This is a genomic window from Neorhizobium sp. DAR64862/K0K3 (genome assembly GCF_050500185.1).
GTDB lineage: Bacteria > Pseudomonadota > Alphaproteobacteria > Rhizobiales > Rhizobiaceae > Neorhizobium > Neorhizobium soli.
Genome location: NZ_CP191449.1, coordinates 1795947 through 1822237, shown reverse-complemented (window position 1 = coordinate 1822237; position 26291 = coordinate 1795947). Strand labels below are relative to the sequence as shown.

At 59.3% G+C, this 26291-nt stretch carries 23 protein-coding genes and 3 tRNA genes; 24 read left to right on the top strand and 2 right to left on the bottom strand.

Annotation, left to right across the window (positions count from 1 at the left end; genetic code table 11):
• Positions 1–11 precede the first annotated feature (11 nt).
• Positions 12–785, top strand: a complete 774-nt coding sequence (locus ACQY1L_RS08920) for an SDR family oxidoreductase (protein WP_430261836.1) — start codon at positions 12–14, stop codon at positions 783–785.
• Here ACQY1L_RS08920 and ACQY1L_RS08915 read toward each other — a convergent pair.
• The gene (locus ACQY1L_RS08915) at positions 782–1573 is read right to left on the bottom strand and encodes a metallophosphoesterase family protein (protein ID WP_430240703.1); all 792 of its coding nucleotides are present in this window, start codon (positions 1571–1573) and stop codon (positions 782–784) included. The genes ACQY1L_RS08920 and ACQY1L_RS08915 overlap by 4 nt on opposite strands.
• Before the next feature lie 997 nt (positions 1574–2570).
• A tRNA-Val gene (locus ACQY1L_RS08910) sits at positions 2571–2646 on the bottom strand.
• 279 nt (positions 2647–2925) lie between these two features.
• On the opposite strand from ACQY1L_RS08910, the gene ACQY1L_RS08905 reads away from it, so the two are divergent.
• From ACQY1L_RS08905 to ACQY1L_RS08795, 23 genes are all read left to right on the top strand, one after another.
• Positions 2926–3002 (top strand) — tRNA-Asp (locus tag ACQY1L_RS08905).
• 58 nt (positions 3003–3060) lie between these two features.
• Positions 3061–3137: transfer RNA gene (locus tag ACQY1L_RS08900), tRNA-Asp, on the top strand.
• A gap of 375 nt (positions 3138–3512) precedes the next feature.
• On the top strand, positions 3513–3878 hold the full coding sequence (locus tag ACQY1L_RS08895) for an NADH-quinone oxidoreductase subunit A (protein WP_062453237.1): 366 nt from the start codon (positions 3513–3515) through the stop codon (positions 3876–3878).
• On the top strand, positions 3869–4450 hold the full coding sequence (locus ACQY1L_RS08890) for a NuoB/complex I 20 kDa subunit family protein (protein ID WP_062453236.1): 582 nt from the start codon (positions 3869–3871) through the stop codon (positions 4448–4450). The genes ACQY1L_RS08895 and ACQY1L_RS08890 overlap by 10 nt, the downstream gene beginning before the upstream one ends.
• 18 nt (positions 4451–4468) lie before the next feature.
• Positions 4469–5071, top strand: a complete 603-nt coding sequence (locus ACQY1L_RS08885; protein ID WP_062580253.1) for an NADH-quinone oxidoreductase subunit C — start codon at positions 4469–4471, stop codon at positions 5069–5071.
• 234 nt (positions 5072–5305) lie between these two features.
• Positions 5306–6496 carry an NADH-quinone oxidoreductase subunit D gene (locus ACQY1L_RS08880; protein WP_062580001.1) on the top strand — a complete coding sequence of 397 codons (1191 nt, stop codon included), beginning with the start codon at positions 5306–5308 and terminating at the stop codon, positions 6494–6496.
• Complete coding sequence (locus ACQY1L_RS08875) at positions 6496–6744, top strand: hypothetical protein (protein WP_062453234.1); 249 nt, start codon at positions 6496–6498, stop codon at positions 6742–6744. Before ACQY1L_RS08880 ends, ACQY1L_RS08875 begins: the two co-directional genes overlap by 1 nt.
• A gap of 15 nt (positions 6745–6759) precedes the next feature.
• Positions 6760–7692, top strand: coding sequence for an NADH-quinone oxidoreductase subunit NuoE (nuoE, locus tag ACQY1L_RS08870; protein WP_430240702.1), 933 nt, complete (start codon positions 6760–6762; stop codon positions 7690–7692).
• Between the two features lie 91 nt (positions 7693–7783).
• Positions 7784–9088 (top strand): NADH-quinone oxidoreductase subunit NuoF, encoded by a 1305-nt coding sequence (gene nuoF, locus ACQY1L_RS08865; RefSeq protein ID WP_092661984.1) that lies wholly within the window; start codon positions 7784–7786, stop codon positions 9086–9088.
• Positions 9089–9321: 233 nt separating this feature from the next.
• Positions 9322–11403 (top strand): NADH-quinone oxidoreductase subunit NuoG, encoded by a 2082-nt coding sequence (nuoG, locus tag ACQY1L_RS08860; protein ID WP_430240701.1) that lies wholly within the window; start codon positions 9322–9324, stop codon positions 11401–11403.
• A 7-nt stretch (positions 11404–11410) separates the two neighbouring features.
• Complete coding sequence (nuoH, locus tag ACQY1L_RS08855; protein WP_062454722.1) at positions 11411–12454, top strand: NADH-quinone oxidoreductase subunit NuoH; 1044 nt, start codon at positions 11411–11413, stop codon at positions 12452–12454.
• A 39-nt stretch (positions 12455–12493) separates the two neighbouring features.
• Complete coding sequence (gene nuoI, locus ACQY1L_RS08850) at positions 12494–12982, top strand: NADH-quinone oxidoreductase subunit NuoI (RefSeq protein ID WP_062580005.1); 489 nt, start codon at positions 12494–12496, stop codon at positions 12980–12982.
• A gap of 138 nt (positions 12983–13120) precedes the next feature.
• Positions 13121–13735 carry an NADH-quinone oxidoreductase subunit J gene (locus tag ACQY1L_RS08845; protein ID WP_062453230.1) on the top strand — a complete coding sequence of 205 codons (615 nt, stop codon included), beginning with the start codon at positions 13121–13123 and terminating at the stop codon, positions 13733–13735.
• Positions 13736–13762: 27 nt separating this feature from the next.
• On the top strand, positions 13763–14071 hold the full coding sequence (gene nuoK / locus ACQY1L_RS08840) for an NADH-quinone oxidoreductase subunit NuoK (protein WP_062453229.1): 309 nt from the start codon (positions 13763–13765) through the stop codon (positions 14069–14071).
• 7 nt (positions 14072–14078) lie between these two features.
• A complete protein-coding gene (gene nuoL / locus ACQY1L_RS08835) occupies positions 14079–16079 on the top strand; it encodes an NADH-quinone oxidoreductase subunit L (RefSeq protein ID WP_062453228.1) in 2001 nt (666 codons plus the stop codon).
• Positions 16079–17590: an NADH-quinone oxidoreductase subunit M gene (locus ACQY1L_RS08830; RefSeq protein WP_062580009.1), complete on the top strand. Its 1512-nt coding sequence runs from the start codon at positions 16079–16081 to the stop codon at positions 17588–17590. Before nuoL ends, ACQY1L_RS08830 begins: the two co-directional genes overlap by 1 nt.
• An 18-nt stretch (positions 17591–17608) precedes the next feature.
• Positions 17609–19051, top strand: coding sequence for an NADH-quinone oxidoreductase subunit NuoN (gene nuoN / locus ACQY1L_RS08825; protein WP_430261834.1), 1443 nt, complete (start codon positions 17609–17611; stop codon positions 19049–19051).
• Positions 19052–19053: 2 nt separating this feature from the next.
• Positions 19054–19824 carry a biotin--[acetyl-CoA-carboxylase] ligase gene (locus ACQY1L_RS08820; protein WP_430240700.1) on the top strand — a complete coding sequence of 257 codons (771 nt, stop codon included), beginning with the start codon at positions 19054–19056 and terminating at the stop codon, positions 19822–19824.
• Between the two features lie 8 nt (positions 19825–19832).
• On the top strand, positions 19833–21500 hold the full coding sequence (locus tag ACQY1L_RS08815) for a ribonuclease J (RefSeq protein WP_184654927.1): 1668 nt from the start codon (positions 19833–19835) through the stop codon (positions 21498–21500).
• Positions 21501–21718: 218 nt separating this feature from the next.
• The gene (locus ACQY1L_RS08810) at positions 21719–21988 is read left to right on the top strand and encodes a DUF1467 family protein (RefSeq protein ID WP_062580018.1); all 270 of its coding nucleotides are present in this window, start codon (positions 21719–21721) and stop codon (positions 21986–21988) included.
• A 531-nt stretch (positions 21989–22519) separates the two neighbouring features.
• On the top strand, positions 22520–23842 hold the full coding sequence (proS, locus tag ACQY1L_RS08805; RefSeq protein ID WP_430240699.1) for a proline--tRNA ligase: 1323 nt from the start codon (positions 22520–22522) through the stop codon (positions 23840–23842).
• Between the two features lie 109 nt (positions 23843–23951).
• The gene (locus tag ACQY1L_RS08800) at positions 23952–25259 is read left to right on the top strand and encodes a lipoprotein-releasing ABC transporter permease subunit (RefSeq protein WP_062453221.1); all 1308 of its coding nucleotides are present in this window, start codon (positions 23952–23954) and stop codon (positions 25257–25259) included.
• Positions 25260–25265: 6 nt separating this feature from the next.
• Complete coding sequence (locus ACQY1L_RS08795; RefSeq protein ID WP_062453220.1) at positions 25266–25955, top strand: ABC transporter ATP-binding protein; 690 nt, start codon at positions 25266–25268, stop codon at positions 25953–25955.
• Positions 25956–26291: the final 336 nt, after the last annotated feature.

Below are 26291 nucleotides of genomic sequence, written 5' to 3'. Positions count from 1 at the left end.
TGGCGACGACGATGCACGTGATCGTAACGGGTGGATCAAGCGGCATCGGACTGGAAGTGGCGCGGATCTACGCATGCCGGGGTGCGCGCGTATCGATCATCGCGCGCACGGCGGCAATGCTTGAAAGCGCTGTTGTCGACCTCCGCAGTACCGGCAAGGCTGACATCAGATGCGAAAACGCGGATGTCGCAAACGATAGCGAGATCTCGCGTGCTGTCGATGCCTGCGAGGCCGCATTCGGACCGTGCGACGTTCTTGTAGCCTCGGCCGGGATGGTAGAGCCGGCATTTTTCGACCAGCAATCGCAGAGCGACTTTTCCCGCCAGATAGACGTCAACCTGCTCGGTACCGCGAATGCCGTACGCGCAGTCTACGCGGGCATGAAGAGCCGCGGGCAGGGCGCAATCATGATCGTGTCCTCGGGTGCGGCACTGATCGGCATACCCGGCTACACAGCTTATTGTGCCTCCAAGTCGGCGCTCACGGGTTTCGCCGAGGCCCTCCAGGCTGAGTTGGTTGGAGATGGCGTCACCATAGCGCTGTGCTTCCCGCAGGATACCGAAACGCCGCAGTTCGAGAGGGAACTCGCCAAACGCCCGGCGCAGGCACGGGCTCTGATGGGTGCCGCGCCGCCGTGGAAGGCGAATGCCGTTGCCGAAAAGATCGTTCGCGGCATCGATCGGCGGTCGAAGAAAGTCTATTTCGGCTTTTCCATCACTGGCCTTGGCCTGTTCGGTCCACTGGTAAAGCCGTTTGTGGCGGCCTGGTTTTCCAGACGTCGCTAGATAAACCGCGTCTCTTCGCCCGCAATCCTCAAAATTGTCAGCTTGCCCGAATAGAATGCCCCGGTATCGATGCCGATTCTGTTCGGTCCGAGCGAGGGCTCAGTCTGCGGCGTGTGGCCGTGGATCACGAAGGTAGATGGCAGGTTTGGTCCTTTTGCAAGGAATGGATCGCGGATCCACATCAGGTCGGCCTCCTCCTGGTCTTTCAACGCGACACCCGGCCGAATGCCGGCGTGGACGAACAGAAGCTGTCCGACCTTCATGCTAATCGGCAAATCGGTGAGGAACTGGCGGTGCGCGTCGGGCACGACTTCAGCCAGCAGCTGCTTCAGCGTGCCATTGCGGCTGCGCTGGCGAAAGTTCTGGTCATGCACGTCGAGCCCGTAGGACGCCAGCGTCTGCTCTCCGCCGAGGCTCAGCCATTCGCCATGCGTCTCCGGATCATCGAGGAAGAGGCGGAACACATCGTCATGGTTTCCGCATAGCGGCATTCGGCGCAGACCGTATTCGCTCGGCTTGATCAGATAGTCGAGAACACCCGAGGATGCCGGGCCGCGGTCCACATAGTCGCCGAGAAGAACCACCACGCCGGCACGGCGCGTTTCTTCGATGTCGCGGGCGATCTTCGCCTCGGCTTCCTTGAGGAGCTCCAGGCAGCCATGCACGTCGCCGATCGCGTAGATCGGATAGGTCGGCGCGTCTACACCAAGGTCGATACGCCGACGGGGACGCGGGACGCTCGCCTGGCTGGAACGTTTCTGGGTGAGCCACCCGATGACCTTGCGCATGATACAGTTCGTTTCGAGAATGAGAGATAACGTGAGGACAGAATGGGAAATGTGCCCCTAATGGACGTTTAACAAGCCCTTTCGGATCTCGTTGCAAACCGTTCAACGATCCCGATGCTGCTGCACCTCCATTGCAGTATTAGAAAGTATAAACCGGCGCTCCACAAAATATAATGCTGCACTGCACCGAGTCCTCGTGCTGCTATGGACAGTTGTTTTATTTTGAAACACTATCGAGGGGAGGAGCTGGGGGAGGGAAATAAATGCGGATACAGTTCGTTGCCATCTCGATTATGGCAAGCCTTTTCCTGTGGATTTTCGCATACTATTGTCTGCAGACCACCTACAGGACGGGCCAGGCTTATGGCGTGATGCCGAACCTGAACATCAGCAAACGACTCAGCATCTTTGATTGAACGCGTAAGCGCTTCGAGTGCACGAGAGCTTCTGCGCTGTCGCTAAGGCTGCCTCTGCGCGTAGGTCGCCGCGAGTTGCTTGACCCCTTGGCGATATTTGAACAGCTCTATGCCGCCGACGAAGACGGCGCAGCAGGAGAGCAGAATAAAGGCGACAGCGGCAGCTTTCATGGCGGGACAATGGCATGCCGCTCGCCTCTGCGCCAGTCCCGGTTGAAGTGCTGCCGGACAGGCGTACAAAACAGGAGACCGGAGAGTGTTCGCCGGCCGTCCAAATGCTACAACGCGTATAGTCGTGCAGGCCGACAGTCTTTTTCAACGTAGCCCCTCAGCGATGCAAACCACAATTGTGTAGCCTGCCAACGTCATCTGCCGGTGATCGACTGACTAAGACTAGATAACGAATCGGTTGGAACCTGGCGTTGAAGTCGCGAAGTATTCTGTCGGAGCGGATGAGCCCCCTTTGACCGCCGCCTATTTCTGGTCAACGCAATCGTCCAAAGAGCAGTGATGGGCAAACATGTGCCATTATCAGCGCGAGAGCATTCTACCGAATTTATCTGGGAGGGAAGGCCGAAGAATGGTGGGCGATGACGGACTCGAACCGCCGACATCCTCGGTGTAAACGAGGCGCTCTACCAACTGAGCTAATCGCCCCTAAACTGCAGACCGTTTCGTCTGCCGCTTCGGTGGCCGTGATCTATGCGGATCGCGCGAAAACCGCAAGAGCTTTGACGACATTTTTTTGAATTTTCGACAAAATCCGTGGCAGATAAGGGTTCTCTACGACAAACCACGGGCCTCGATGTGGGAAAGTGAGTGGCGTCATTATTTTGTCTTCAAACTTGCTTGACACCTCCCGTCGAACCTCTTAGGAAGCGGCCAACCGAGCAGTCGAGGCTGCCTGGTGAGAGACGAAAGTTTCTGAAGAAATGTGCGGGTGTAGCTCAGTTGGTTAGAGTGCCGGCCTGTCACGCCGGAGGTCGCGGGTTCGAGCCCCGTCACTCGCGCCATTCTTCTTCCTCGAACGTCGTGTCCAAATGATGCGGCGCCGTAAAGTCGGCAATATGCGCGGGTGTAGCTCAGTTGGTTAGAGTGCCGGCCTGTCACGCCGGAGGTCGCGGGTTCGAGCCCCGTCACTCGCGCCATTTATTTTCTTTCCTCCCATTTGATCAAGTGTCTCTATCCTCACCGGGATGGGGAACGATCGTGTCGTCGAGCCCACCTGTCGCGCTGAGAGTTGCAACGTCCGTCCGCCGCGCCTCTCGAGTCGCTATTCCTGAATGAAACTCGATCGTTAGAAGACCGTCGGCAGACCCTTGGCCGGGAACATGTCGGGTACTGATTTGTTGGCGAACCAACTGGTGTTTTCCAGTGGAGTATTATTGGTAGGTGAGGGGGACTCAAAGGGCTTGCGCCTTTCCTCACGCTGCGCTAGTCACGCCTTGTTGCAATGCACGTACGCTTGTCGAATTCATGTTCGAGCGTCGCCCGGCGCTAAAGGCAAGCAGGGATCGAATATCATGAGTGAACTCCTCACTTCCTACGTCCCGATCGCGATCTTCATCGGTATATCCTTGGTGATCGGTCTGGCGCTTCTGATCGCGCCTTTCGCCGTTGCCTACAAGGCGCCTGATTCGGAAAAGCTTTCCGCCTACGAATGCGGCTTCAATGCCTTCGACGATGCCCGCATGAAGTTCGACATCCGCTTCTATCTCGTGTCGATTCTGTTCATCATTTTTGACCTCGAAGTTGCCTTCCTGTTCCCTTGGGCTGTGTCCTTCGGTGAAATCGGCTGGTTCGGCTTCTGGTCCATGATGGTGTTCCTGGGTGTCCTCACGATCGGCTTTATCTACGAATGGAAAAAAGGAGCGCTGGAATGGGAGTAGTCGATAGCGGCACAACTCTCGTCGCGCCGAAGTCCAAGGGTATTATCGACCCGAATACCGGCAAGCCGATTGGCAGCGACGACGCGTTCTTTGGCGAGATCAACAATGAGCTCGCCGACAAGGGCTTTCTTGTCACGTCGACCGACGAACTGATCAACTGGGCCCGTACCGGCTCGCTGATGTGGATGACGTTCGGTCTGGCCTGCTGCGCCGTCGAAATGATGCAGCTTTCCATGCCGCGTTATGACGTCGAGCGCTTCGGCTTTGCGCCACGCGCTTCGCCGCGACAGTCGGACGTGATGATCGTGGCGGGTACGCTGACCAACAAGATGGCGCCTGCGCTTCGCAAGGTCTATGACCAGATGCCGGAGCCACGTTACGTCATCTCGATGGGTTCATGTGCAAACGGCGGTGGGTATTATCACTATTCCTACTCCGTCGTTCGCGGTTGCGACCGTATCGTGCCGATCGACATCTACGTGCCGGGCTGTCCCCCCACGGCAGAGGCACTGCTTTACGGCGTGCTCCTGTTGCAGAAGAAGATCCGGCGCACTGGAACGATCGAGCGTTGAGGGCTTGAGGAGGATATGATGACCGAGACCCTGAGCGAGCTTTCGACCTACATTCGCGAATCGCGCTCGACACTGGTCGAAGACGCGGTGATGTCCTATGGCGAGCTGAACCTGATCGCCACCAGCGACAACATCATCGAGCTTCTGACCTTCCTCCGCGATGATCCGAAATGCCGTTTCATCAGCTTCATCGATATCTGCGGCGTCGATTATCCGGCCCGTGCGAAGCGTTTTGATGTGGTCTATCACCTGCTGTCGCCGCACCGGAACCTGCGTATCCGGATCAAGGTTGCAACGGGCGAGGACGAACCGGTTCCTTCGGCATTCTCGGTCTACCCGGGCGCCGACTGGTTCGAACGTGAGGCCTGGGATCTCTACGGCATCCTGTTTACCGGTCACCCGGATCTTCGCCGGATTCTCACCGATTACGGTTTCGAGGGGCATCCGCTCCGCAAGGACTTCCCGACGACCGGCTTCGTCGAGGTTCGTTACGACGACAGCGTCAAGCGCGTCGTCTACGAACCGGTCGAACTCCGGCAGGAATTCCGCAACTTCGATTTCCTTTCACCTTGGGAGGGGACGGATTACGTTCTTCCCGGTGACGAGAAGGCGAAGACCTGACGCGGTTGATTTGGTAATTGCCGGGTTGGGTGGACTTGGTTGAGGGAGCGGGCAGGCGGGTCGATTAGACGTGGTAATGTGATATCGGTCGAAAATATCAGGAGAGGACAGCAACATGGTTGCACTCCCTGAAAGATCGGTTCCTACTGGGTCGGCGTCCGTCTGAATTGATTGACATGACGATGAAGCAGAATTTCGGGCGGTTGCCCATTTTCCAAAGCGCGGAGCGCTGAAATGACGGAACACAACGTCCGGAACTTCAATATCAACTTCGGTCCGCAGCATCCGGCTGCCCATGGCGTTCTGCGTCTGGTGCTGGAACTGGATGGCGAGATCGTCGAGCGTGTCGATCCGCATATCGGTCTCCTGCATCGCGGCACCGAAAAGCTGATCGAGACCAAGACCTATCTGCAGGCCTTGCCCTATTTCGACCGGCTCGATTACGTCGCGCCGATGAACCAGGAGCATGCCTACTCGCTCGCGGTCGAAAAGCTGCTCGGCCTCGAGATCCCGATCCGCGGTCAGCTGATCCGCGTTCTCTATTCGGAAATCGGCCGTATCCTCTCGCATCTTCTGAACGTCACGACGCAGGCCATGGACGTCGGCGCTCTGACCCCGCCGCTCTGGGGCTTCGAAGAACGCGAAAAGCTGATGGTGTTCTATGAGCGCGCCTGCGGCGCCCGCATGCATGCGGCATACTTCCGTCCGGGCGGCGTCCATCAGGACCTGCCGGTTGACCTGGTTGAAGACATCGGCCAGTGGTGCGACGAATTCCCGGCAAAGCTCGACGATATCGACGACCTTCTGACAGGCAACCGCATTTTCAAGCAGCGCAACGTCGATATCGGCGTCGTGAGCCTCGACGATGCATGGGCCTGGGGCTTCTCCGGCGTCATGGTCCGCGGTTCGGGCGCGGCTTGGGATCTGCGCAAGTCGCAGCCTTACGAATGCTACGCCGACCTCGACTTCGATATTCCGATCGGCAAGAACGGCGATTGCTACGACCGCTACCTGATCCGCATGATCGAGATGCGCGAATCCTGCAAGATCATGAAGCAGTGCGTCAATCGTCTGCTCAGCGACGCAAAGACCGGCCCGGTGTCTTCGACCGACGGCAAGGTCGTGCCGCCGAAGCGTGGCGAGATGAAGCGGTCGATGGAAGCGCTGATCCACCACTTCAAGCTCTACACCGAAGGCTACCACGTTCCGGCCGGCGAAGTTTACGCGGCCGTCGAAGCGCCCAAGGGCGAGTTCGGCGTGTTCCTGGTCGCCGATGGCACCAACAAGCCCTACCGCTGCAAGATCCGCGCTCCGGGTTATGCACATCTCCAGGCGATGGACTTCATCTGTCGCGGACACCAGCTGGCGGACGTGTCTGCGGTGTTGGGTTCTCTGGACATCGTGTTCGGTGAGGTTGACCGCTGATGAAGCTTCGCGCCGTCGCAGCCGCTGCTCTCGTGCTCTCTGCTCCTGCGGTCTCGCAGGCGCAGGAGGCGCTGTCGAGTGTCAGCGGCGGTTCGGCGTCGATGGCTACGCTCCTGTCCGAGGGATACGAGATCAAGACATCCGTACTCAACGGCACGAAGCTGATCGTGTTCATGCAGAAAGACAAGACGGCCTATGCCTGCGAATTCGTGACACTCACGAGATCGCGGTGCGGGGTCATAAACTGATAAGGCGTTGAAAGCATGTCCGTTCGTCGACTAGCCGAAGAACAGTTCCAGCCGGCAAACTTCTCCTTCAACGAGGAGAATGCGGTCTGGGCAGAGGCAACGATCAGGAAATACCCGGAAGGCCGGCAGCAGTCGGCCGTCATTCCGTTGTTGATGCGTGCGCAGGAGCAGGATGGCTGGGTCACCCGCTCGGCGATCGAGCATATCGCCGCCAAGCTTGACATGGCTTACATCCGCGTCCTCGAAGTCGCGACCTTCTACACCCAGTTCCAGCTGAAGCCGATCGGCACGTGCGCCCATATCCAGGTCTGCGGCACGACGCCTTGTATGCTTCGCGGTTCGGAAGACCTGATCAAGGTCTGTCAGAAGAAGATCCACCACGATCCGCTGCATCTCAATGCAACCGGCACGTTGTCCTGGGAAGAGGTCGAGTGTCAGGGCGCCTGCGTCAACGCGCCGATGGTGATCATCTTCAAGGATGCCTACGAGGACCTGACCCCCGAGCGTCTTGAAGAAATCATCGACACGTTCGAGGCAGGCAAGGGCTCAGAGGTCAAGACCGGTCCGCAGATCGACCGTCACGAGTCGGCACCGATCGGTGCTCCGATCACGCTGGTCGACGATATCAAGCCTGTTCGCACCAATCTCGAGCCGCAGCCACAGGCTGTGACCGAAGGCGCATCCGTGCCGCCAGCAAATGCCGGTCGTCCGAAGGATACGGCGCCTGAGACAGACAAGTCGCTGAAGACGCCGGTCACGGCACCGAAGGCTGCTGCCGAGAACGTCAAGGTTGCCGAGAAGGGCGAAGGTTCGCCGACGACAACCGACACGGCGCCAGCGGCAACCGGCAGCAAGGCCGAAGGCGCACCGGCAGAGCTCGGCGTTCCCTCGGGCGAGACGAAGCCGAAGCGCAGCCGCAAGCCGAAGCCTGAAGGGGAAAGCTCCTGATGATGGGCGCAGCAAAGTTTCGGTCCGTCACTACGGGCATGCTGATGATGACATCCGATGTGATAAAGTCGGTCGAGTAGGTAGATAGATCATGTTGCAAGACCAGGATCGCATTTTCACCAATATCTACGGTCTCAAGGACAAGTCCTTGAAGGGCGCGATGAGCCGTGGCCACTGGGATGGTACGAAGATCATCATCGAGAAAGGCCGCGACTGGATCATCAACGAGATGAAGGCTTCCGGTCTTCGCGGTCGTGGTGGCGCAGGCTTCCCGACCGGGCTCAAGTGGTCCTTCATGCCGAAGGAGTCCGATGGTCGCCCGCACTACCTTGTCGTCAATGCCGACGAATCGGAGCCCGGCACCTGCAAGGACCGTGAAATCATGCGCAACGATCCGCATACGCTGATCGAAGGCTGCGTGATCGCCGGTTTCGCCATGAACGCGCATACCGCCTACATCTATGTCCGCGGCGAATACATGCGCGAGCGTGAAGACCTCCAGGCGGCGATCGATGAATGCTATGCTGCCGGTCTTCTCGGCGTGAACAACAAGAACGGCTGGGATTTCGACATCTACGTCCATCACGGCGCCGGTGCCTATATCTGCGGCGAAGAGACGGCGCTCCTCGAAAGCCTCGAAGGCAAGAAGGGCCAGCCGCGCCTGAAGCCTCCGTTTCCGGCCAATATGGGTCTCTACGGCTGCCCGACGACCGTCAACAACGTCGAATCGATCGCTGTTGCGCCGACCATTCTGCGCCGCGGAGCCTCGTGGTTCTCGTCGATCGGTCGTCCGAACAATGTCGGCACCAAGCTGTTCATGGTGTCTGGTCACGTCAACAAGCCCTGCACCTTTGAAGAGGCGATGGGTCTGTCGTTCCGCGAGATCATCGAGCATCATTGCGGCGGTATCCGCGGCGGTTGGGATAACCTTCTCGGCGTCATTCCCGGCGGCGCGTCCTGCCCGATCGTTCGCGGCGAAGACATGGCCGATGCCATCATGGACTTTGACGGCATGCGCGACGTGAAATCGTCGTTCGGCACGGGCGGCATGATCGTCATGGACAAGTCGACCGACGTCATCAAGGCGATCTGGCGCATCGCAGCCTTCTTCAAGCACGAGAGCTGCGGCCAGTGCACGCCGTGCCGCGAAGGCACGGGCTGGATGATGCGCGTTCTCGAGCGCATGGTGCGCGGCAACGCGCAGAAGCGCGAAATCGACATGCTCTTCCAGGTATCAAAGCAGATCGAAGGCCACACGATCTGTGCGCTCGGCGATGCGGCCGCTTGGCCGGTCCAGGGCCTGATCCGTAATTTCCGCCCCGAAATCGAGGCGCGTATCGACCAGTACACGAAGGACTCGACCTCGCACGGCGCAGTTCTGGAAGCAGCGGAGTAACCGGACGGCATCAGCCCGAAGGTTGGAAAGAATTCGAAGGACAAAGGTGTTGGCGGGCTTGCCGCGATCGCCGCTTGGTCCGAAACAGATATTGCCCGGTTCGAAGACGACTTGGGTTTCGATGGGCGCATTTAGCGGGGCGACTGGGTCGGCCAGGCGAGGGCGCTGTTGAAGTAAGGAATGTGTCCCTCGGCGAGACGGCTGATGGATGAACTGAGGACGTAGTTAAGACGATGACGAAGCTGAAGGTAGACGGCAAGGAAATCGAAGTCCCGGATCATTTCACGCTGCTTCAGGCGTGTGAGGAAGCCGGCGCCGAAATCCCGCGCTTTTGTTTCCACGAGCGTCTGTCCGTGGCAGGCAACTGTCGCATGTGCCTGATCGAGGTAAAGGGTGGCCCGCCAAAGCCGGCGGCATCCTGCGCGATGGGCGTGCGCGATATTCGCGGCGGCCCGAATGGCGAACTGCCGGAAGTCTTCACCAACACGCCGATGGTCAAGAAGGCCCGCGAAGGCGTGATGGAATTCCTGCTGATCAACCATCCGCTGGATTGCCCGATCTGCGACCAGGGTGGCGAATGCGACCTTCAGGACCAGGCAATGGCCTTCGGCATCGATAGCTCGCGCTACACCGAAAACAAGCGCGCCGTCGAAGACAAGTACATCGGCCCGCTCGTCAAGACCGTGATGAACCGCTGCATTCACTGCACGCGCTGCGTCCGCTTCACGACGGAAGTCGGCGGCATTTCCGAGCTTGGCCTGATCGGCCGCGGCGAAGATGCCGAAATCACGACCTACCTTGAGCATGCGATGACCTCGGAGCTTCAGGGCAACGTCGTCGATCTCTGCCCCGTCGGTGCGCTCACCTCCAAGCCGTTCGCCTTCACGGCGCGTCCCTGGGAACTGAACAAGACCGAATCGATCGACGTCATGGATGCCGTCGGCTCCGCAATCCGCGTCGATACCCGCGGCCGCGAAGTGATGCGCATCATGCCGCGCGTCAACGAGCAGGTGAACGAAGAGTGGATCTCGGACAAGACCCGTTTCATCTGGGACGGTCTGAAGACCCAGCGCCTCGATCGCCCTTATGTCCGCAAGGATGGCCGTCTCCAGGCTGCAAGCTGGGCTGAAGCCTTCGCAGCGATCAAAACAGCTGTTTCCGCGACATCAGGCGACAAGATCGGCGCAATTGCCGGCGATCTGGCTTCGGTCGAGGAAATGTACGCGCTGAAGTCGCTGATGACGTCGCTCGGTTCGGAGAACCTTGATTGTCGCCAGGATGGAACGGCGCTCGATCCGTCGCTCGGCCGTGGCAGCTACATCTTCAACCCGACCATCGAAGGCATCGAACAGGCCGGTGGCCTGCTTCTGATCGGCGCCAACCCGCGCTATGAAGCTTCGGTTCTCAACGCCCGCATTCGCAAGCGTTTCCGCCGAGGCAATTTCCCGATCGGCGTGATCGGCGAAGTGAGCGAACTGCGCTACGCCTATGATTATCTCGGCGCCGGCCCGGACTCGCTTGCCGAGCTTTCCTCCGGCAGCAACAGCTTTGCCGAAAAGCTGCGCGGCGTGAAGAACCCGATGATCATCGTAGGGCAGGGGGCTCTTTCCCGTCCGGATGGTCTAGCCATTCTCCAGGCGGCAGCAAAGCTTGCCGGTTCCGTCGGCGCGCTAACCGACGAGTGGAACGGTTTCGGCATCCTGCACACCGCAGCATCGCGCGTCGGTGGCCTCGATCTCGGCTTCGTCCCGGGTGCCAAGGGTGCCAATGCCGCAACCATGCTGAAGTCGATGGACGTTCTCTTCCTGCTTGGCGCCGACGAGATGGAGTTCTCGACGAAATACGCCAAGTTCACCGTCTATATCGGCAGCCACGGTGACAACGGCGCGCATACCGCCGATGTCATCCTTCCGGCTGCGACCTACACGGAAAAGTCCGGCACCTGGGTCAACACCGAAGGCCGCGTCCAGATGGGCAACCGTGCCGGCTTCGCGCCGGGCGAAGCTCGCGAGGATTGGGCAATCATCCGCGCCCTGTCAGACGTGCTTGGCAAGAAGCTGCCGTTCGATTCGCTCTATGCTCTGCGTGCGAAGCTCTATGCGGATCACCCGCATTTTGCGGATCTCGACGAGATCGCGACCGGCTCGGTCAACGACATCGCCACCCTCGGCCTGAAATCCGGTGAGCTTTCCAAGGGCGGCTTCACGACGCCGATCAAGGATTTCTATCTGACCAACCCGATCGCCCGCGCATCTGCCGTCATGGCGGAATGCTCGGCACTGGCCCGCAACAATTTCCAGGTTGCGGCGGAGTAATATGAACATGGATTCGTTCTTCTGGACCTACGTTTGGCCGGCACTGATCATGGTTGGGCAGTCTCTGCTGCTCCTGGTCTGCCTTCTGGTCTTCATTGCCTATATCCTTCTCGCCGACCGCAAGATCTGGGCGGCCGTTCAGCTGCGCCGTGGTCCAAACGTCGTTGGTCCGTTCGGTCTGTTCCAGTCCTTCGCCGACCTTCTGAAGTTCATCCTGAAGGAGCCGATCATTCCGGCTGGCGCCAATAAAGGCGTCTTCCTTCTGGCGCCGCTGATTTCGGTGACGCTGGCACTCGCCACCTGGGCGGTCATTCCGTTCAGCCAGAACTGGGTTATCGCCAACATCAATGTCGGTATCCTCTACGTCTTCGCGATCTCGTCGCTCGAAGTCTACGGCATCATCATGGCCGGCTGGGCATCGAACTCGAAATACCCTTTCCTCGGCGCGCTCCGCTCCGCAGCGCAGATGGTGTCTTATGAAGTCTCGATCGGCTTCGTTATCGTTTCGGTCCTGCTCTGCGTCGGTTCGCTCAACCTGACCGACATCGTCAATGCACAGCATGACGGTCTCGGCACGATGATGGGTCTGCCGGCCTCGTTCCTCGACTGGCACTGGCTGGCGCTGTTCCCGATGTTCGTGATCTTCTTCATCTCGGCCTTGGCAGAAACCAACCGTCCCCCGTTCGATTTGCCGGAAGCGGAATCCGAACTTGTCGCCGGTTACATGGTCGAGTATTCGTCAGCGCCATACATGATGCTGATGCTCGGCGAATACGCCGCCATCCTGATGATGTGCTCGCTGACCACTATTCTTTTCCTCGGAGGCTGGCTGCCGCCGGTAGACGTCTGGTTCCTCAACTGGGTTCCCGGCATCATCTGGTTCATGCTGAAAGGCTCCATGGTCTTCTTCATGTTCGCTATGGTGAAGGCCTTCGTACCGCGCTATCGCTACGACCAACTCATGCGTCTCGGCTGGAAGGTGTTTCTGCCTCTGTCGCTCGCCATGGTCGTGATCGTTGCATTCGTGCTGAAACTGATGGGATGGGCATGATCATGGCCCGTTCATCACTCGGCATCATTGGAGAATAAGATGGCTATTGCTCAGGCTATCAACTCGCTGTTCCTGAAGGAATTCGTCGGCGCCTTCTTCCTGTCGATGAGGTATTTCTTCAAGCAGAAGGCAACGATCAACTACCCGTTCGAAAAGGGCCCGGTGTCGCCGCGCTTCCGTGGCGAACATGCGCTGCGCCGTTATCCGAACGGCGAAGAGCGTTGCATCGCCTGCAAGCTGTGCGAGGCGATCTGTCCCGCCCAGGCGATCACCATCGAAGCCGGCCCGCGCCGCAACGACGGCACCCGCCGCACGGTGCGTTACGATATCGACATGGTGAAGTGCATCTACTGCGGCTTCTGCCAGGAAGCCTGCCCGGTCGATGCGATCGTCGAAGGTCCGAATTTCGAATTCTCGACGGAAACCCGCGAAGAACTGTATTTCGACAAGGCACGCCTTCTCGAAAACGGCGATCGTTGGGAGCGTGAAATCGCGCGCAATATCGGGATCGACTCGCCCTACCGGTAAGGGGCGAGCATGCCGTCGCTCTGATCGGGCGCCGGGCAAGCATTGATCATTTAATCTCGGTGCGTTCGAAGCGCCGGGTTCTGACGGGCAGGGGGCTTTTTGGAAGCGCCGCCCGATGAGGAACGAAAAGGCACCACAATGGGTCTGCAGGCTATCTTTTTCTACATCTTCGCGTTCATCGCGGTGGCGTCGGCGTTCATGGTCATCTCGGCCAAGAACCCGGTCCATTCGGTGCTCTTCCTCATCCTCACCTTCTTCAATTCGGCGGGCCTGTTCCTGCTGACCGGGGCCGAGTTCCTGGCGATGATCCTGCTCGTCGTCTATATCGGCGCGGTCGCGGTTCTCTTCCTGTTCGTTGTGATGATGCTCGACATCGATTTTGCCGAACTGCGTTCCGGTATTCTCCAGTACGCGCCGATCGGCATCGTCATCGGGCTGATCCTCGCGGCTGAACTGATCGTCGTGATCGGTGGCTCGGTTCTGGCACCGGAGGCGGCCAAATCCATCACCATGCCGATCCCGAACCCTGCCGTGCGCACCAACACGGCCGCTCTCGGCGATGTGCTCTATACGAATTACGTCTATTTCTTCCAGCTCGCCGGCATGGTGCTTCTGGTCGCAATGATCGGCGCCATCGTGCTGACGCTGCGCCATCGCACCAACGTCAAGCGTCAGGATATTTCGAGGCAGGTCGCACGCACGCCGGAAACCGCCGTCGAGGTGGTCAAGGTCAAGTCCGGCCAGGGTCTCTGAAGGTAGCGGGAACAAGGAACAACAAACATGGAAATCGGTCTTTCCCACTATCTGACGGTCAGCGCCATCCTGTTCACGCTCGGCGTGTTCGGTATCTTCCTGAACCGCAAGAACGTCATCATCATCCTGATGTCGGTCGAGCTTATCCTGCTCGCGGTCAACCTCAACATGGTGGCCTTCTCGTCCTTCCTGAACGACATCGTCGGACAGGTGTTCGCACTGTTCATTCTGACCGTCGCTGCTGCGGAAGCCGCCATCGGTCTTGCAATTCTCGTCGTCTTCTACCGCAACCGCGGCTCGATCGCGGTCGAAGACGTCAATATGATGAAGGGCTGATCGGGTCATGATCTACAAGGCAATCGTCTTTCTTCCCCTGATCGGCTTCCTGATCGCCGGCCTGTTCGGCCGCCAGATCGGTGCCAAGGCTTCCGAATACGTCACCAGCGGTCTGATGATCATCGCGGCGATCCTCTCCTGGATCGTCTTCTTCAACGTGGCTCTTCACCACGGCGAAGCCGGCGAAGTCATCAAGGTTCCGGTCATGCAGTGGATGCAGTCCGGCGGCATCGACGTCGAGTGGTCGTTCCGCATCGATACGCTGAGCGCGATCATGTTCGTCGTCGTCAACTCCGTGTCGACGCTCGTGCATATCTACTCGATCGGCTACATGCACCACGATCCGCATCGCCCGCGGTTCTTCGCCTACCTGTCGCTGTTCACCTTTGCGATGTTGATGCTGATCACGTCCGACAACCTGGCCCAGATGTTCTTCGGCTGGGAAGGCGTGGGTCTCGCATCCTATCTGCTGATCGGCTTCTGGTACAAGAAGCCGTCCGCTTCGGCTGCTGCCATGAAGGCGTTCATCGTCAACCGCGTCGGCGACTTCGGCTTCATTCTCGGCATTGCCGGCCTGTTCGTGCTGTTCGGCTCTATCAGCTTTGAAACCATCTTTGCCGCTGCGGCCAACTACCTGCCAGCTGAAGGCGCACCGGAAGCGACGCAGGTCGTTGCCAACATCTTCGGCATGGAACTGACACGGGCGACAGCACTCACCGTCGTCTGCCTGCTTCTGTTCATGGGTGCCATGGGCAAGTCGGCGCAGTTCCTGCTGCACACCTGGTTGCCGGACGCGATGGAAGGCCCGACCCCGGTCTCGGCGCTCATTCACGCAGCAACCATGGTCACCGCCGGCGTCTTCCTCGTCGCCCGCATGTCGCCGGTGTTTGAACTGTCGCCGGATGCGCTGACCATTGTCACCATCATCGGTGCGATCACCGCTTTCTTCGCGGCAACCGTCGGCCTCGTGCAGAACGACATCAAGCGCGTCATCGCCTATTCGACCTGTTCGCAGCTCGGTTACATGTTCGTGGCGCTCGGCGTCGGCGCTTATGGTGCCGCCGTCTTCCACCTGTTCACGCATGCCTTCTTCAAGGCACTCCTGTTCCTATGCGCCGGCTCGGTCATACATGCCGTCGATGGCGAACAGGACATGCGCCACATGGGCGGCCTGCGCAGCCACATCAAGCTCACCTTCGCCATGATGCTCATTGGCACGCTTGCCATCACCGGCGTTGGCATTCCGTTCACGCCAATCGGTTTTGCAGGCTTCTTCTCGAAGGACTTCATCATCGAGGCGACCTATGCGTCCCATTCGCCGGTTGCAGGCTTTGCCTTCACTCTGCTGGTCATTGCCGCGATGTTCACGAGCTTCTATTCGTGGCGCCTGATCTTCCTCACCTTCTTCGGCAAGCCGCGTGCGAGCCATGAAGTGATGCATCACGTCCATGAGAGCCCCAACGTCATGCTGGTGCCGCTCTACATCCTGGCAGCCGGCGCAGTGCTCGCTGGTGTCGTGTTCAAGGAATTCTTCTACGGCCACGACTACGACGCCTTCTGGAAGGGCGCGCTGTTCACGTCCGAGCAGAACGAACTGCTACACGAGTTCCACCACGTGCCGGCACTGGTGGCGCTGTCGCCATTCATCGCCATGCTGATCGGTTTTGTCACCGCCTGGTACTTCTACATCAAGTCGCCGGAAACCCCGAAGCGTCTCGCCGCTTCGCAGCAGGGCCTCTACCAGTTCCTGCTGAACAAGTGGTATTTTGACGAACTCTACGACTTCCTCTTCGTCCGCTCGGCCAAGGCTCTCGGCCGCTTCCTGTGGAAGAAGGGTGACGTCGCCGTCATCGATAACTACGGCCCCAACGGCGTCGCCGCCCGCGTGGTCGATATCACCGACCGGGTGGTCAAGCTGCAGTCCGGTTACCTTTATCACTACGCGTTCGCGATGCTGATCGGCGTCGCCGCCCTCGTCACATGGATGATGCTCGGGAGCTCAATGTAATGACCGACTGGCCAATTCTCTCGACGGTCACCTTCCTGCCGCTGGTCGGCGTTCTCCTCCTCTTGCTGACAAACGGCGAGGGGGCGAACGGTCGCCGCAACGTGCTCAACATCGCGCTCCTGACGACGGTCGTCACCTTCATCGTCTCTCTGTTCATCTGGATCGGTTTCGACAATTCGAACCCGGGCTTCCAGATGGTGGAAAAGCATGAGTGGCTGAGCACGGGGATTTCCTATCATCTCGGCGTCGACGGCATTTCCATGTTGTTCGTCATCCTGACGACATTCCTGATGCCGTTCTGCGTGCTTGCCAGCTGGGAAGCGATCGAGAAGCGCGTCAAGGAATACATGATTTCCTTCCTGCTCCTGCAGGTGGCCATGACCGGCGTCTTCGTCGGCCTCGATATCGTGCTTTTCTACATCTTCTTCGAAGCGACGCTGATCCCGATGTTCATCATCATCGGCGTCTGGGGCGGCAAGGATCGCGTCTACGCATCCTACAAGCTGTTCCTCTATACGCTGCTTGGTTCGGTTCTGATGATGCTGGCCGTGATGGCCATGTACTGGCAGGCCGGCACGACCGATATGACCGAGCTTCTGAAGTTCGGCTTCCCGGCCGGCGTTCAGACCTGGCTGTGGCTTGCATGCTTTGCAGCCTTCGCGGTCAAGATGCCGATGTGGCCGGTCCACACCTGGCTTCCGGATGCGCACGTTCAGGCTCCGACCGCAGGTTCGGTCATCCTGGCCGGCGTCATGCTGAAGCTCGGCGGCTACGGCATGATCCGTATCCTCTTGCAGATGTTCCCGCTGGCATCCGAGTACTTCGCGCCAATGGTGTTTGCGCTGTCCGTCATTGCCATCATCTACACCTCACTGGTGGCGATGATGCAGGACGACATCAAGAAGCTGATCGCCTATTCGTCGGTTGCCCATATGGGCTACGTCACGATGGGCATCTTTGCGGCAAACCAGCAGGGCGTTCAGGGTGCGATCTTCCAGATGCTGTCGCATGGCATCGTCTCCGGCGCGCTCTTCCTCTGCGTCGGCGTTGTCTACGACCGCCTCCATACCCGCGAGATCTCGGCTTACGGTGGTCTCGTCAACAACATGCCGAAATATGCCGTCGCCTTCATGATCCTCACCATGGCGAATGTCGGTCTTCCGGGCACATCCGGCTTTGTCGGCGAATTCCTGACGATCATGGGCGTCTTCCGGGTCAACACCTGGGTGGCACTGTTTGCCGCCACCGGCGTCATCCTTTCCGCGTCCTATGCGCTCTGGCTTTATCGCCGGGTCATTTTCGGGGCACTGGAAAAGGAAAAGCTGAAGGCACTTCTCGACCTTTCGACGCGCGAGAAGTTCCTGCTCTACCCACTGGTCGCGCTCACGATTTTCTACGGTTTCTATCCAATGCCGGTCCTTAACGCGACCGCAGCCTCGGTGGATCTCGTGGTGAACAATTACTCCGCAGCCTTGGCCGCAGCAAAGAACCTTGCACTCAACGTGCACTGAGACGGGACGAAACTGGACATGACCGCTGAACTCTTGAGCCAAAGCCTGCGTCTGGCCCTGCCGGAAGTCATCCTGGCCGTAGGCGCGCTCGCCCTTCTGATGATTGGCGTCTTCTCCGGCGAGAAATCCGCTCCGCTGGTCACCGGTCTTGCGATCGCCCTTCTGGCGGTCGTAGGCGCCATGCTGATCTTCATGACCGGCGACGGCCAGGCCTTTGGCGGCGCCTTCGTATCGGATACGTTCGCCCGCTTCATGAAGATCCTGGCACTGATCGGATCGATCACCGCCATGGTCATGTCGATGGGACAGGCCAAGGCGCTGGAACTCGACAAGTTCGAATTCCCGGTTCTCCTGGTTCTCGCGACGCTCGGCATGATGGTGCTGATCTCGGCCAACGACCTGCTCGCCTTCTATCTCGGCCTCGAGCTGATGTCGTTGGCGCTCTATGTTGTCGCTGCCTTCAGCCGCGACAACCTCCGCTCCACGGAAGCGGGCCTCAAGTACTTCGTCCTCGGCGCCCTGTCGTCGGGCATGATGCTCTACGGCATGTCGCTGGTCTACGGCTTCACCGGCAATACCGGCTTTGACGAAATCGCTACCGTTCTGTCGTCTGAAGAGCGCGGCCTCGGCCTCATCTTCGGCATGGTCTTCATCCTCGCCGGCGCCTGCTTCAAGATCTCCGCCGTGCCGTTCCACATGTGGACGCCGGACGTATATGAAGGTGCACCGACACCGGTGACCGCGTTCTTCGCATCGGCGCCCAAGGTTGCGGCCATGGCAATCCTCGTCCGCGTCGTCTCGGAAGCCTTCCTGCCGATCCTTTCCGATTGGCGCCAGATCATCGTCTTCGTGGCGATCGCATCGATGCTGCTCGGTTCCTTCGCGGCTATCGGTCAGAAGAACATCAAGCGCCTGATGGCGTATTCCTCGATCGGCCATATGGGCTACGCTCTGGTCGGCCTTTCTGCCGGCACGGAAACCGGCGTCTCCGGCGTCGTCCTCTACATGACCATCTACATGGTGATGACGCTCGGCACCTTTGCCTGCATCATGGCGATGCGCCGCGAAGACGGTACCTACGTCGAAACCGTCGAAGATCTCGCAGGTCTTTCCTCGACCAAGCCTTTCATGGCGCTGGTGCTGACGGCGCTGATGTTCTCGATGGCCGGCATTCCGCCGCTCGCGGGCTTCTTTGCCAAGTACTTCGTCTTCGTCGCGGCCATCGAAGCAAAGCTCTATGCGCTCGCAAGCATCGGCGTGCTGTCTTCGGTTGTCGGCGCCTATTACTACCTGCGCATCGTCAAGCTGATGTGGTTCGATGAGCCGAAGGGTCAGTTCGCCCGCGTCTCGGGCGAACTGCGTCTGATCTTCGGTCTGTCCGGCCTGTTCGTGGTCGCCTATGTGCTGATCGGTGGACCGATCGGCTCGGCGGCCAGCGCTGCGGCGAAGTCATTCTTCTGAGGATGACGTTGAGGAGCCGAAGCCTGTCGCTCGATGCGTTTCGTCACGAAGCGCTGAGCGAGGTCGGCTCCACCAACACAGAATGCCTCGCCCGCGCCCGTGCGGGCGAAGCCGGTTTGTTGTGGTTGACCGCCACCCGCCAGACAGACGGCCGTGGCCGCCGCGGTCGCGCCTGGACGTCCGAGCCCGGCAATCTCTATGCCTCGCTGCTGCTGATTGATCCGGCACCTCCGGAGCGCCTTGCGTCGCTCCCGCTCGCAGTTGCCGTCGCTGTCCATGCCGCCTTGCGTGCCGTTCTACCCACCGGTGGAGAGCCGCTCGAGGTCAAATGGCCGAACGATATTCTCATCGGGCGCAAGAAAACCTGCGGCATCCTCATTGAAAGCGAAGCACTTCCGGGCGGCCACCGTGCGCTGGTGATTGGCATCGGCATCAATATTCGCCACATGCCCGATAGCGCACCCTACGGTGTTACACGTCTACACGACCAAGGGTCTTCTGCGTCGCCAGAGGATGTATTCGCACATCTTTTCAGGGAGATGGCGACAGTTCTGGAGGAATGGGACGAGGGTCGGGGTATTACCACAGTCGTCGACCGATGGCGCCGCGTCGCATGCGGAATTGGTGAGAAAATTACGGTAAATCTACCTGAGCGCTCGCTAAACGGCACATTCGCAGGTATCGATGACACTGGATTTTTGCTGCTTGATACCGGCCATGGCTCTTTGATGCCGATCGCAGCAGGCGATGTATTTTTTGCAAGAACGGAATAACAATAAAAATGGCTAAACAGGACGAACTGGTGTTCCTGCCGCTTGGCGGCGTGGGTGAGATCGGCATGAACCTCGCTCTCTACGGCTACGGAACGCCGGACAAGCGGCAGTGGATCATGGTCGATTGCGGCGTCACTTTTCCAGGTCCGGACCTGCCGGGCGTGGATCTTGTCCTGCCCGATATCCGGTTTCTGACGGCCCAGAAGAAAAACATCAAGGCGATGATCATCACACACGCGCATGAGGATCACTACGGCGCCATGAATGATCTGTGGCCCGGCCTGAACGTGCCGGTCTACGCTTCGCCATTCACGGCCGGCATGCTGGAAGCAAAGCGGAATTACGAAGGCACGCGCGCCGAAATCCCGATCACCATCTTCAAGGCTGGCGACCGCATCAATGTCGGCCCGTTCGAGATCGAAGCCGTCGGCGTCAACCACTCGATCCCAGAGCCGATGTCGCTGGTCATCCGCACACCGCTCGGCAACGTCGTCCATACCGGCGACTGGAAGATCGACCATGCGCCGTCGCTAGGGCCCCTGACCGATGAGAACCGTTTCCGCGCGATCGGCGACGAGGGCGTTCTCGCACTGATGTGCGACAGCACCAACGCACTGCGCGAAGGCGTTTCGCCCTCAGAGGAAGAAGTGTCGGAAGGCCTGCGCCAGGTCATCCAAAATGCTGCGGGCAGGGTGGCAATCACCACCTTCTCGTCGAATGTCGGCCGCATCCGCTCGATCGCCGAAGCAGCCGACGCCGCCGGCCGCGAAGTTCTGCTGCTCGGCTCGTCGCTGAAGCGAGTCGTCGCCGTGGCCCGCGACCTCGGCATCATGGAAGGCATCAAGCCCTTCATCTCCGAAGACGAGTTCGGTTATATCCCGCGCGACAAGGTCGTCGTGATCCTGACGGGCAGCCAGGGCGAATCGCGCGCAGCGCTTGCCAAGATCTCCCGCGACGAGATGCGCAACGTCGCGTTTGCTGCGGGCGATACGGTCGTATTCTCCTCGCGCACCATTCCGGGCAACGAAAAGCCGATCATCGAAATCAAGAACGCGCTGATCGAACAGGGCATCAAGATCATCACCGACTCGGATGCGCTTGTGCATGTTTCCGGCCACCCGCGCCGCAATGAACTTCTGAAGATGTACGAGTGGACCAGACCGGAGATCCTCGTGCCTGTTCACGGCGAGGCAGCCCACCTTACCGCCCAGGCAGCGCTCGGCGCCACCGCCGGCATCAAGACCATCCCGCGCGTGCGCAACGGCAATATTTTGCGTCTCGCACCGGGCCCGGCCCAGGTCATCGACGATGCGCCACATGGCCGCGTCTTCAAGGACGGCAAGCTGATCGGCGACTTTGAGGAAATGGGTATCGGCGACCGCCGCAAGCTCTCCTTTGCCGGTCACGTCTCGGTCAACGTGCTGCTCGACAGCCGCTTCGACTTCCTGAGCGATCCCGACGTCGTTGCCTTCGGCATGCCGGAGGTCGACTATGAGGGCGAGGACATGGAGGACACGCTTTATGACGCGGTTCTCAATGCGATCGAAAGCATCCCGCGCGCCCGCCGCAAGGATCTCGACATGCTGCGCGAAGCCGTGCGTCGCTCCGTCCGCTCCGCGGCCAACCTGGCCTGGGGCAAGAAGCCGGTCGTGACGGTGTTCGTCTCCAAAGTCTAAGGCGCCGTCGCCAAACCAAGTCTGCCCACGGCCTCCGACACCTTCTCCTCGCTGTAAGCGTCAAGAGGGTTCGGGGCCGGGCAGATGTGTTAGCATTTCAGCATGTTGGCTGCGTCTGCGGAATCAATCTCGCAGAGCTTGGCCGGACGGGAAATATCGAACCTCGTCCTTTGCGCCCGGCATCCCCTGTTCTATAGGTAGTGCGGAGGAGACACATCATGCCATTGCTGACCGTCGCTGCGATCTATTTCATTCTCTGGTGGACGGTTCTGTTCGCCGTCCTGCCGCTTGGCTATCGCAGTCAGCAGGATGATGGGGAAGTGATGATCGGGACGGTTGAAAGTGCGCCCGTTCGATTCCGCGGAGGCAGGGTCATCTTGTTGACGACCGTGATCTCGGCGGCGCTCTACCTCACCTACCATCTCGCCTCCACCTATTTTGGCTTCGGGATCGACAGCATTCCCAACTTGATGCCGACATTTGAGTAGGGCGCTGCTGGCGGACGTGTCATCCGGCTGTCATTTTCTTCAGGCATAGCAGCGACGAACTGCAGCTTTCGTTCTGGATTTCTGCAGAAGCGGCCCGGCCTGTGAGTAGGCCAAAAAAAAACAAGGCGGTTAAGCCTTGTTTTTCAGTTTCGCGTGATACTCATTCCGTTGCCGGGGCTGCGACGAGCGCGCCAGAGATCTGATCCTCCCAAGACTTGACCGCGAACTGGCAAGAATTTGAACTCCTTGCCTCTTTTGTGAGCTGAACCTAGCCCAACGAATGTGCTTTGTCACTCGATTTTTTTGCATTTTTGACACAGTTTGGCAAAAATTTCCCGTGGACGAATTTGTCGCAGGGCTTGTCATCAAACCGTTGAGCTCCAGCCCTTGCAAGCGCAATCTGCTGTTCCGCAGCGTGCGCTATGGGTTCCATTTGCGCCCTCGAACGGCTATGTACGCCGTCAAAGTTTAAACCAAGAAACGGCCGATTCCCTTGTTATCTGGGGAACGCCTCGGAAACCGGAAACGTCCATGCGTCTGTCCCGCTATTTTATGCCCATCCTGAAGGAAAACCCCAAGGAAGCGGAAATTGTCTCGCACCGGCTGATGCTGCGTGCGGGCATGATCCGTCAGCAGAGCCAGGGCATCTATTCCTGGCTGCCGCTTGGCAAGCGCGTGCTGGACAAGGTCAACAAGATCGTCCGCGAGGAACAGAACCGGGCTGGCGCCGTCGAACTGATGATGCCGACGCTGCAGTCGGCCGAGCTGTGGCAGGAAAGCGGTCGCTACGACGCCTACGGTAAGGAAATGCTGCGCATCAAGGACCGCCAGGAGCGGCCGATGCTCTACGGACCGACCAACGAGGAAATGATCACGGATATCTTCCGGTCCTACGTCAAGTCCTACAAGAGCCTGCCGCTCAACCTCTACCATATCCAGCTGAAGTTCCGCGACGAGATCCGCCCGCGTTTCGGCACCATGCGCTCGCGCGAATTCCTGATGAAGGATGCCTATTCCTTCGATCTCAACAAGGAAGACGCCGTCCATTCGTATAACAAGATGTTCGCGGCCTATCTGCGCACCTTCGATCGTTTGGGACTGCGCGCCATTCCTATGCGTGCCGATACCGGCCCGATCGGCGGCAACCACAGCCACGAGTTCATCATCCTTGCCGAAACCGGTGAGTCGGAAGTGTTCTCGCACCGCGACTTCGTCAATTTCGACATTCCCGGCGAAGACACCGATTTCGACGATGTCGCCGGCATGCAGGCGATCTTTGACAAGTGGACATCGGTCTACGCCGCGACGTCCGAAATGCACGACGAACAGGCCTTCGATCAGATCCCGGATGCCGATCGCCTCTCTGCCCGCGGCATCGAAGTCGGCCATATATTCTATTTCGGCACGAAATATTCCGAGCCGATGGGCGCAAAGGTGCAGGGCCCTGATGGCAAGGAACATCTTGTCCACATGGGATCCTACGGCATCGGGCCGACACGCCTTGTTCCCGCCATCATCGAAGCATCGCATGACGATAATGGAATCATCTGGCCGGCATCCGTTGCGCCGTTCGATGTCGTGGTGATCAACATGAAGCCCGGTGACGAGGCATGCGATCGTCTGTCGGAAGATCTCTATGTAAAGCTCAACAAGGCCGGCAAGGACGTGCTGCTTGACGATACCGACGAACGCGCCGGCACCAAGTTCGCGACAGCGGATCTCATCGGTGTTCCGGTACAGATAATCGTCGGTCCGCGCTCCGCCGCCAACGGCGAGGTCGAGGTCAAGGACCGCAAGTCCGCAGCCCGTGACGTCATGACGCTCGAAGCGGCGCTCAACCGCGTCGCCGGATGATCGGACACCGACGTCTCGCCGGGCCAGTCTGACGACAGGCTAGGCAGGCATATATCTGATACAGCAGCGCGGGAAGCCTCCCGCGCGCTCCATGTGTAAGGAAGCGTGAATGGCGAGCATCGCGACGAGTGGTGAACCAGAGAAGGTCGACAAGTCTCCGCGGGCTGGCGCTTTCTCGTCGTTCGAGCGAATGGTCGCCTGGCGCTACCTGCGCTCGCGCCGCAAGGAAGCGTTCATCTCGGTCATCGCGGGCTTTTCTTTCGTCGGCATCATGCTCGGCGTCGCCACCCTGATCATCGTTATGGCGGTCATGAACGGTTTCCGCACCGAACTGATTTCCCGCATTCTCGGAATCAACGGCCATATGGTGATCCAGCCGATCGACCAGCCGTTCACCGACTACGCGGAACTGACCAAGAAATTCGCTGCCGTTCCCGGCGTCAAGATGGCCCTGCCGCTTGTCGAGGGACAGACGCTGGCATCCGGCAAGGGTGGCGCCGGTTCGGGTGCTCTCGTGCGCGGTGTTCGGCCGGAAGACCTCGAGAAGGTCACGGAAGTCGCCGGCAACATCAAGCAGGGCGATATCGTCGGCTTCGCGTCGGGGCAGGGCGTTCTCGTCGGCTCCAGGCTTGCCTCGCAGCTCGGCATTTCGGCCGGCGACCAGATCACGCTGATTTCGCCCGAAGGCGACGTGACACCGATGGGTGTCAATCCGCGCGTTAAATCCTATCCAGTGTCCGGCGTTTTCGAGATCGGCATGTCGGAATACGACGCGACGATCATCTACATGCCGCTTGAGGAATCGCAGCTCTATTTCAATGCCGAAGGGCTGGTGCAGTCGATCGAACTGTTCATCGATCACCCCGACAATGTCGAGGACATGCGTCCGCTTGTGGAGCAGGCTGCCGGTCGCCAGATTTTCATCACCGACTGGCGTCAGCGCAACCAGACCTTCTTCTCGGCGCTTCAGGTTGAACGCAACGTGATGTTCATGATCCTGACGCTGATCGTGCTGGTCGCGGCACTCAACATCATCTCGGGCCTGATCATGCTGGTGAAGGACAAGGGCTCCGATATCGCAATCCTGCGCACGATGGGCGCGAGTTCCGGCGCCATCATGCGGATCTTCTTCATGACGGGTGCTGCTATCGGCATCGTTGGCACGTTTGCCGGCGTCGCGCTCGGCGTTATCGTCTGCCTCAACATCGAATCGATCCGACAGTTCTTCTCCTGGGTCTCGGGCACCATCCTCTTTGATCCGGAGCTCTATTTCCTCAGCCAGCTTCCGGCCGAAATGAGTTTTGGCGAGACCTTCTCGGTCGTCATCATGGCGCTGGTCCTGTCCTTCTTCGCCACCATTTTCCCGGCATGGAGAGCCTCGAAGCTCGATCCTGTCCAGGCCCTCCGATACGAATAGGTCTCCATGGCTGTCCCGCGTAAAACCGTCCTCAATCTCTCAGGCGTCGAACGTCACTACGGCCAGGGGGAGACGAGCCTGTCGATCCTCAACGGGGCAGACTTCTCGCTCGTGAGCGGCGAGATCGTGGCGCTCGTCGCCCCGTCCGGTACCGGCAAATCGACGCTCTTGCATCTGGCAGGCCTGCTTGAACATCCGGACGCTGGCGATGTGACGATCGGCGGTCGGGCCTGCAACGGTTTGTCGGATGAAGAGCGCACCTCGATCCGTCGCTCCGACATCGGCTTCGTTTACCAGTTTCACCATCTGCTGCCGGAATTCACGGCGATCGAGAACATCATGATGCCGCAGCTGATTGGCGGCCTTTCAAAGGGGGAAGCGCGCGAACGCGCGGGCCAGCTTCTCGATTACATGCGAATCGGTCATCGCGGCGAACACCGCCCGTCGGAACTGTCGGGTGGCGAACAGCAGCGCGTGGCGATTGCCCGTGCGGTGGCCAACGCGCCCCGCCTTTTGCTGGCCGACGAACCGACCGGCAATCTCGACCCGAAGACTGCATCCTACGTGTTCGAAGCGCTGGAGGCGCTGGTGCGCCAGTCAGGGCTTGCTGCACTGATTGCCACCCACAATCATGATCTCGCTGCCCGCATGGATCGTCGCGTCACGATCGAAGGCGGCAAAGTCGTTGAGTTCTAGCGAACGCACTGATTTCCAAAGCTGCCCCTGATCCGATAGTGTCCATCGTCACCTTGTCGAAGGGGCGTGCGATGGACACTGCTGCTATGGAATGACGTCACGTCAGCGATCCGCAGCGATGGCTGGCGTTTGGCTGCCGACCGCTTGCGTTGGCCGGCAACGGCATGGGCCTATGGAGCGCTGGTTACCTCCAGCCAACAAGCAGAATTAACCATCGGTCAGAATCTTCTATTCCCGTTTTGTTCTACTATTGACGTTGGCACGAAAAGAGAACAAAGTGACAACATAAACGAACACGGGAGACGACGATGACTGACCTTCTTCGTGATATTGCCG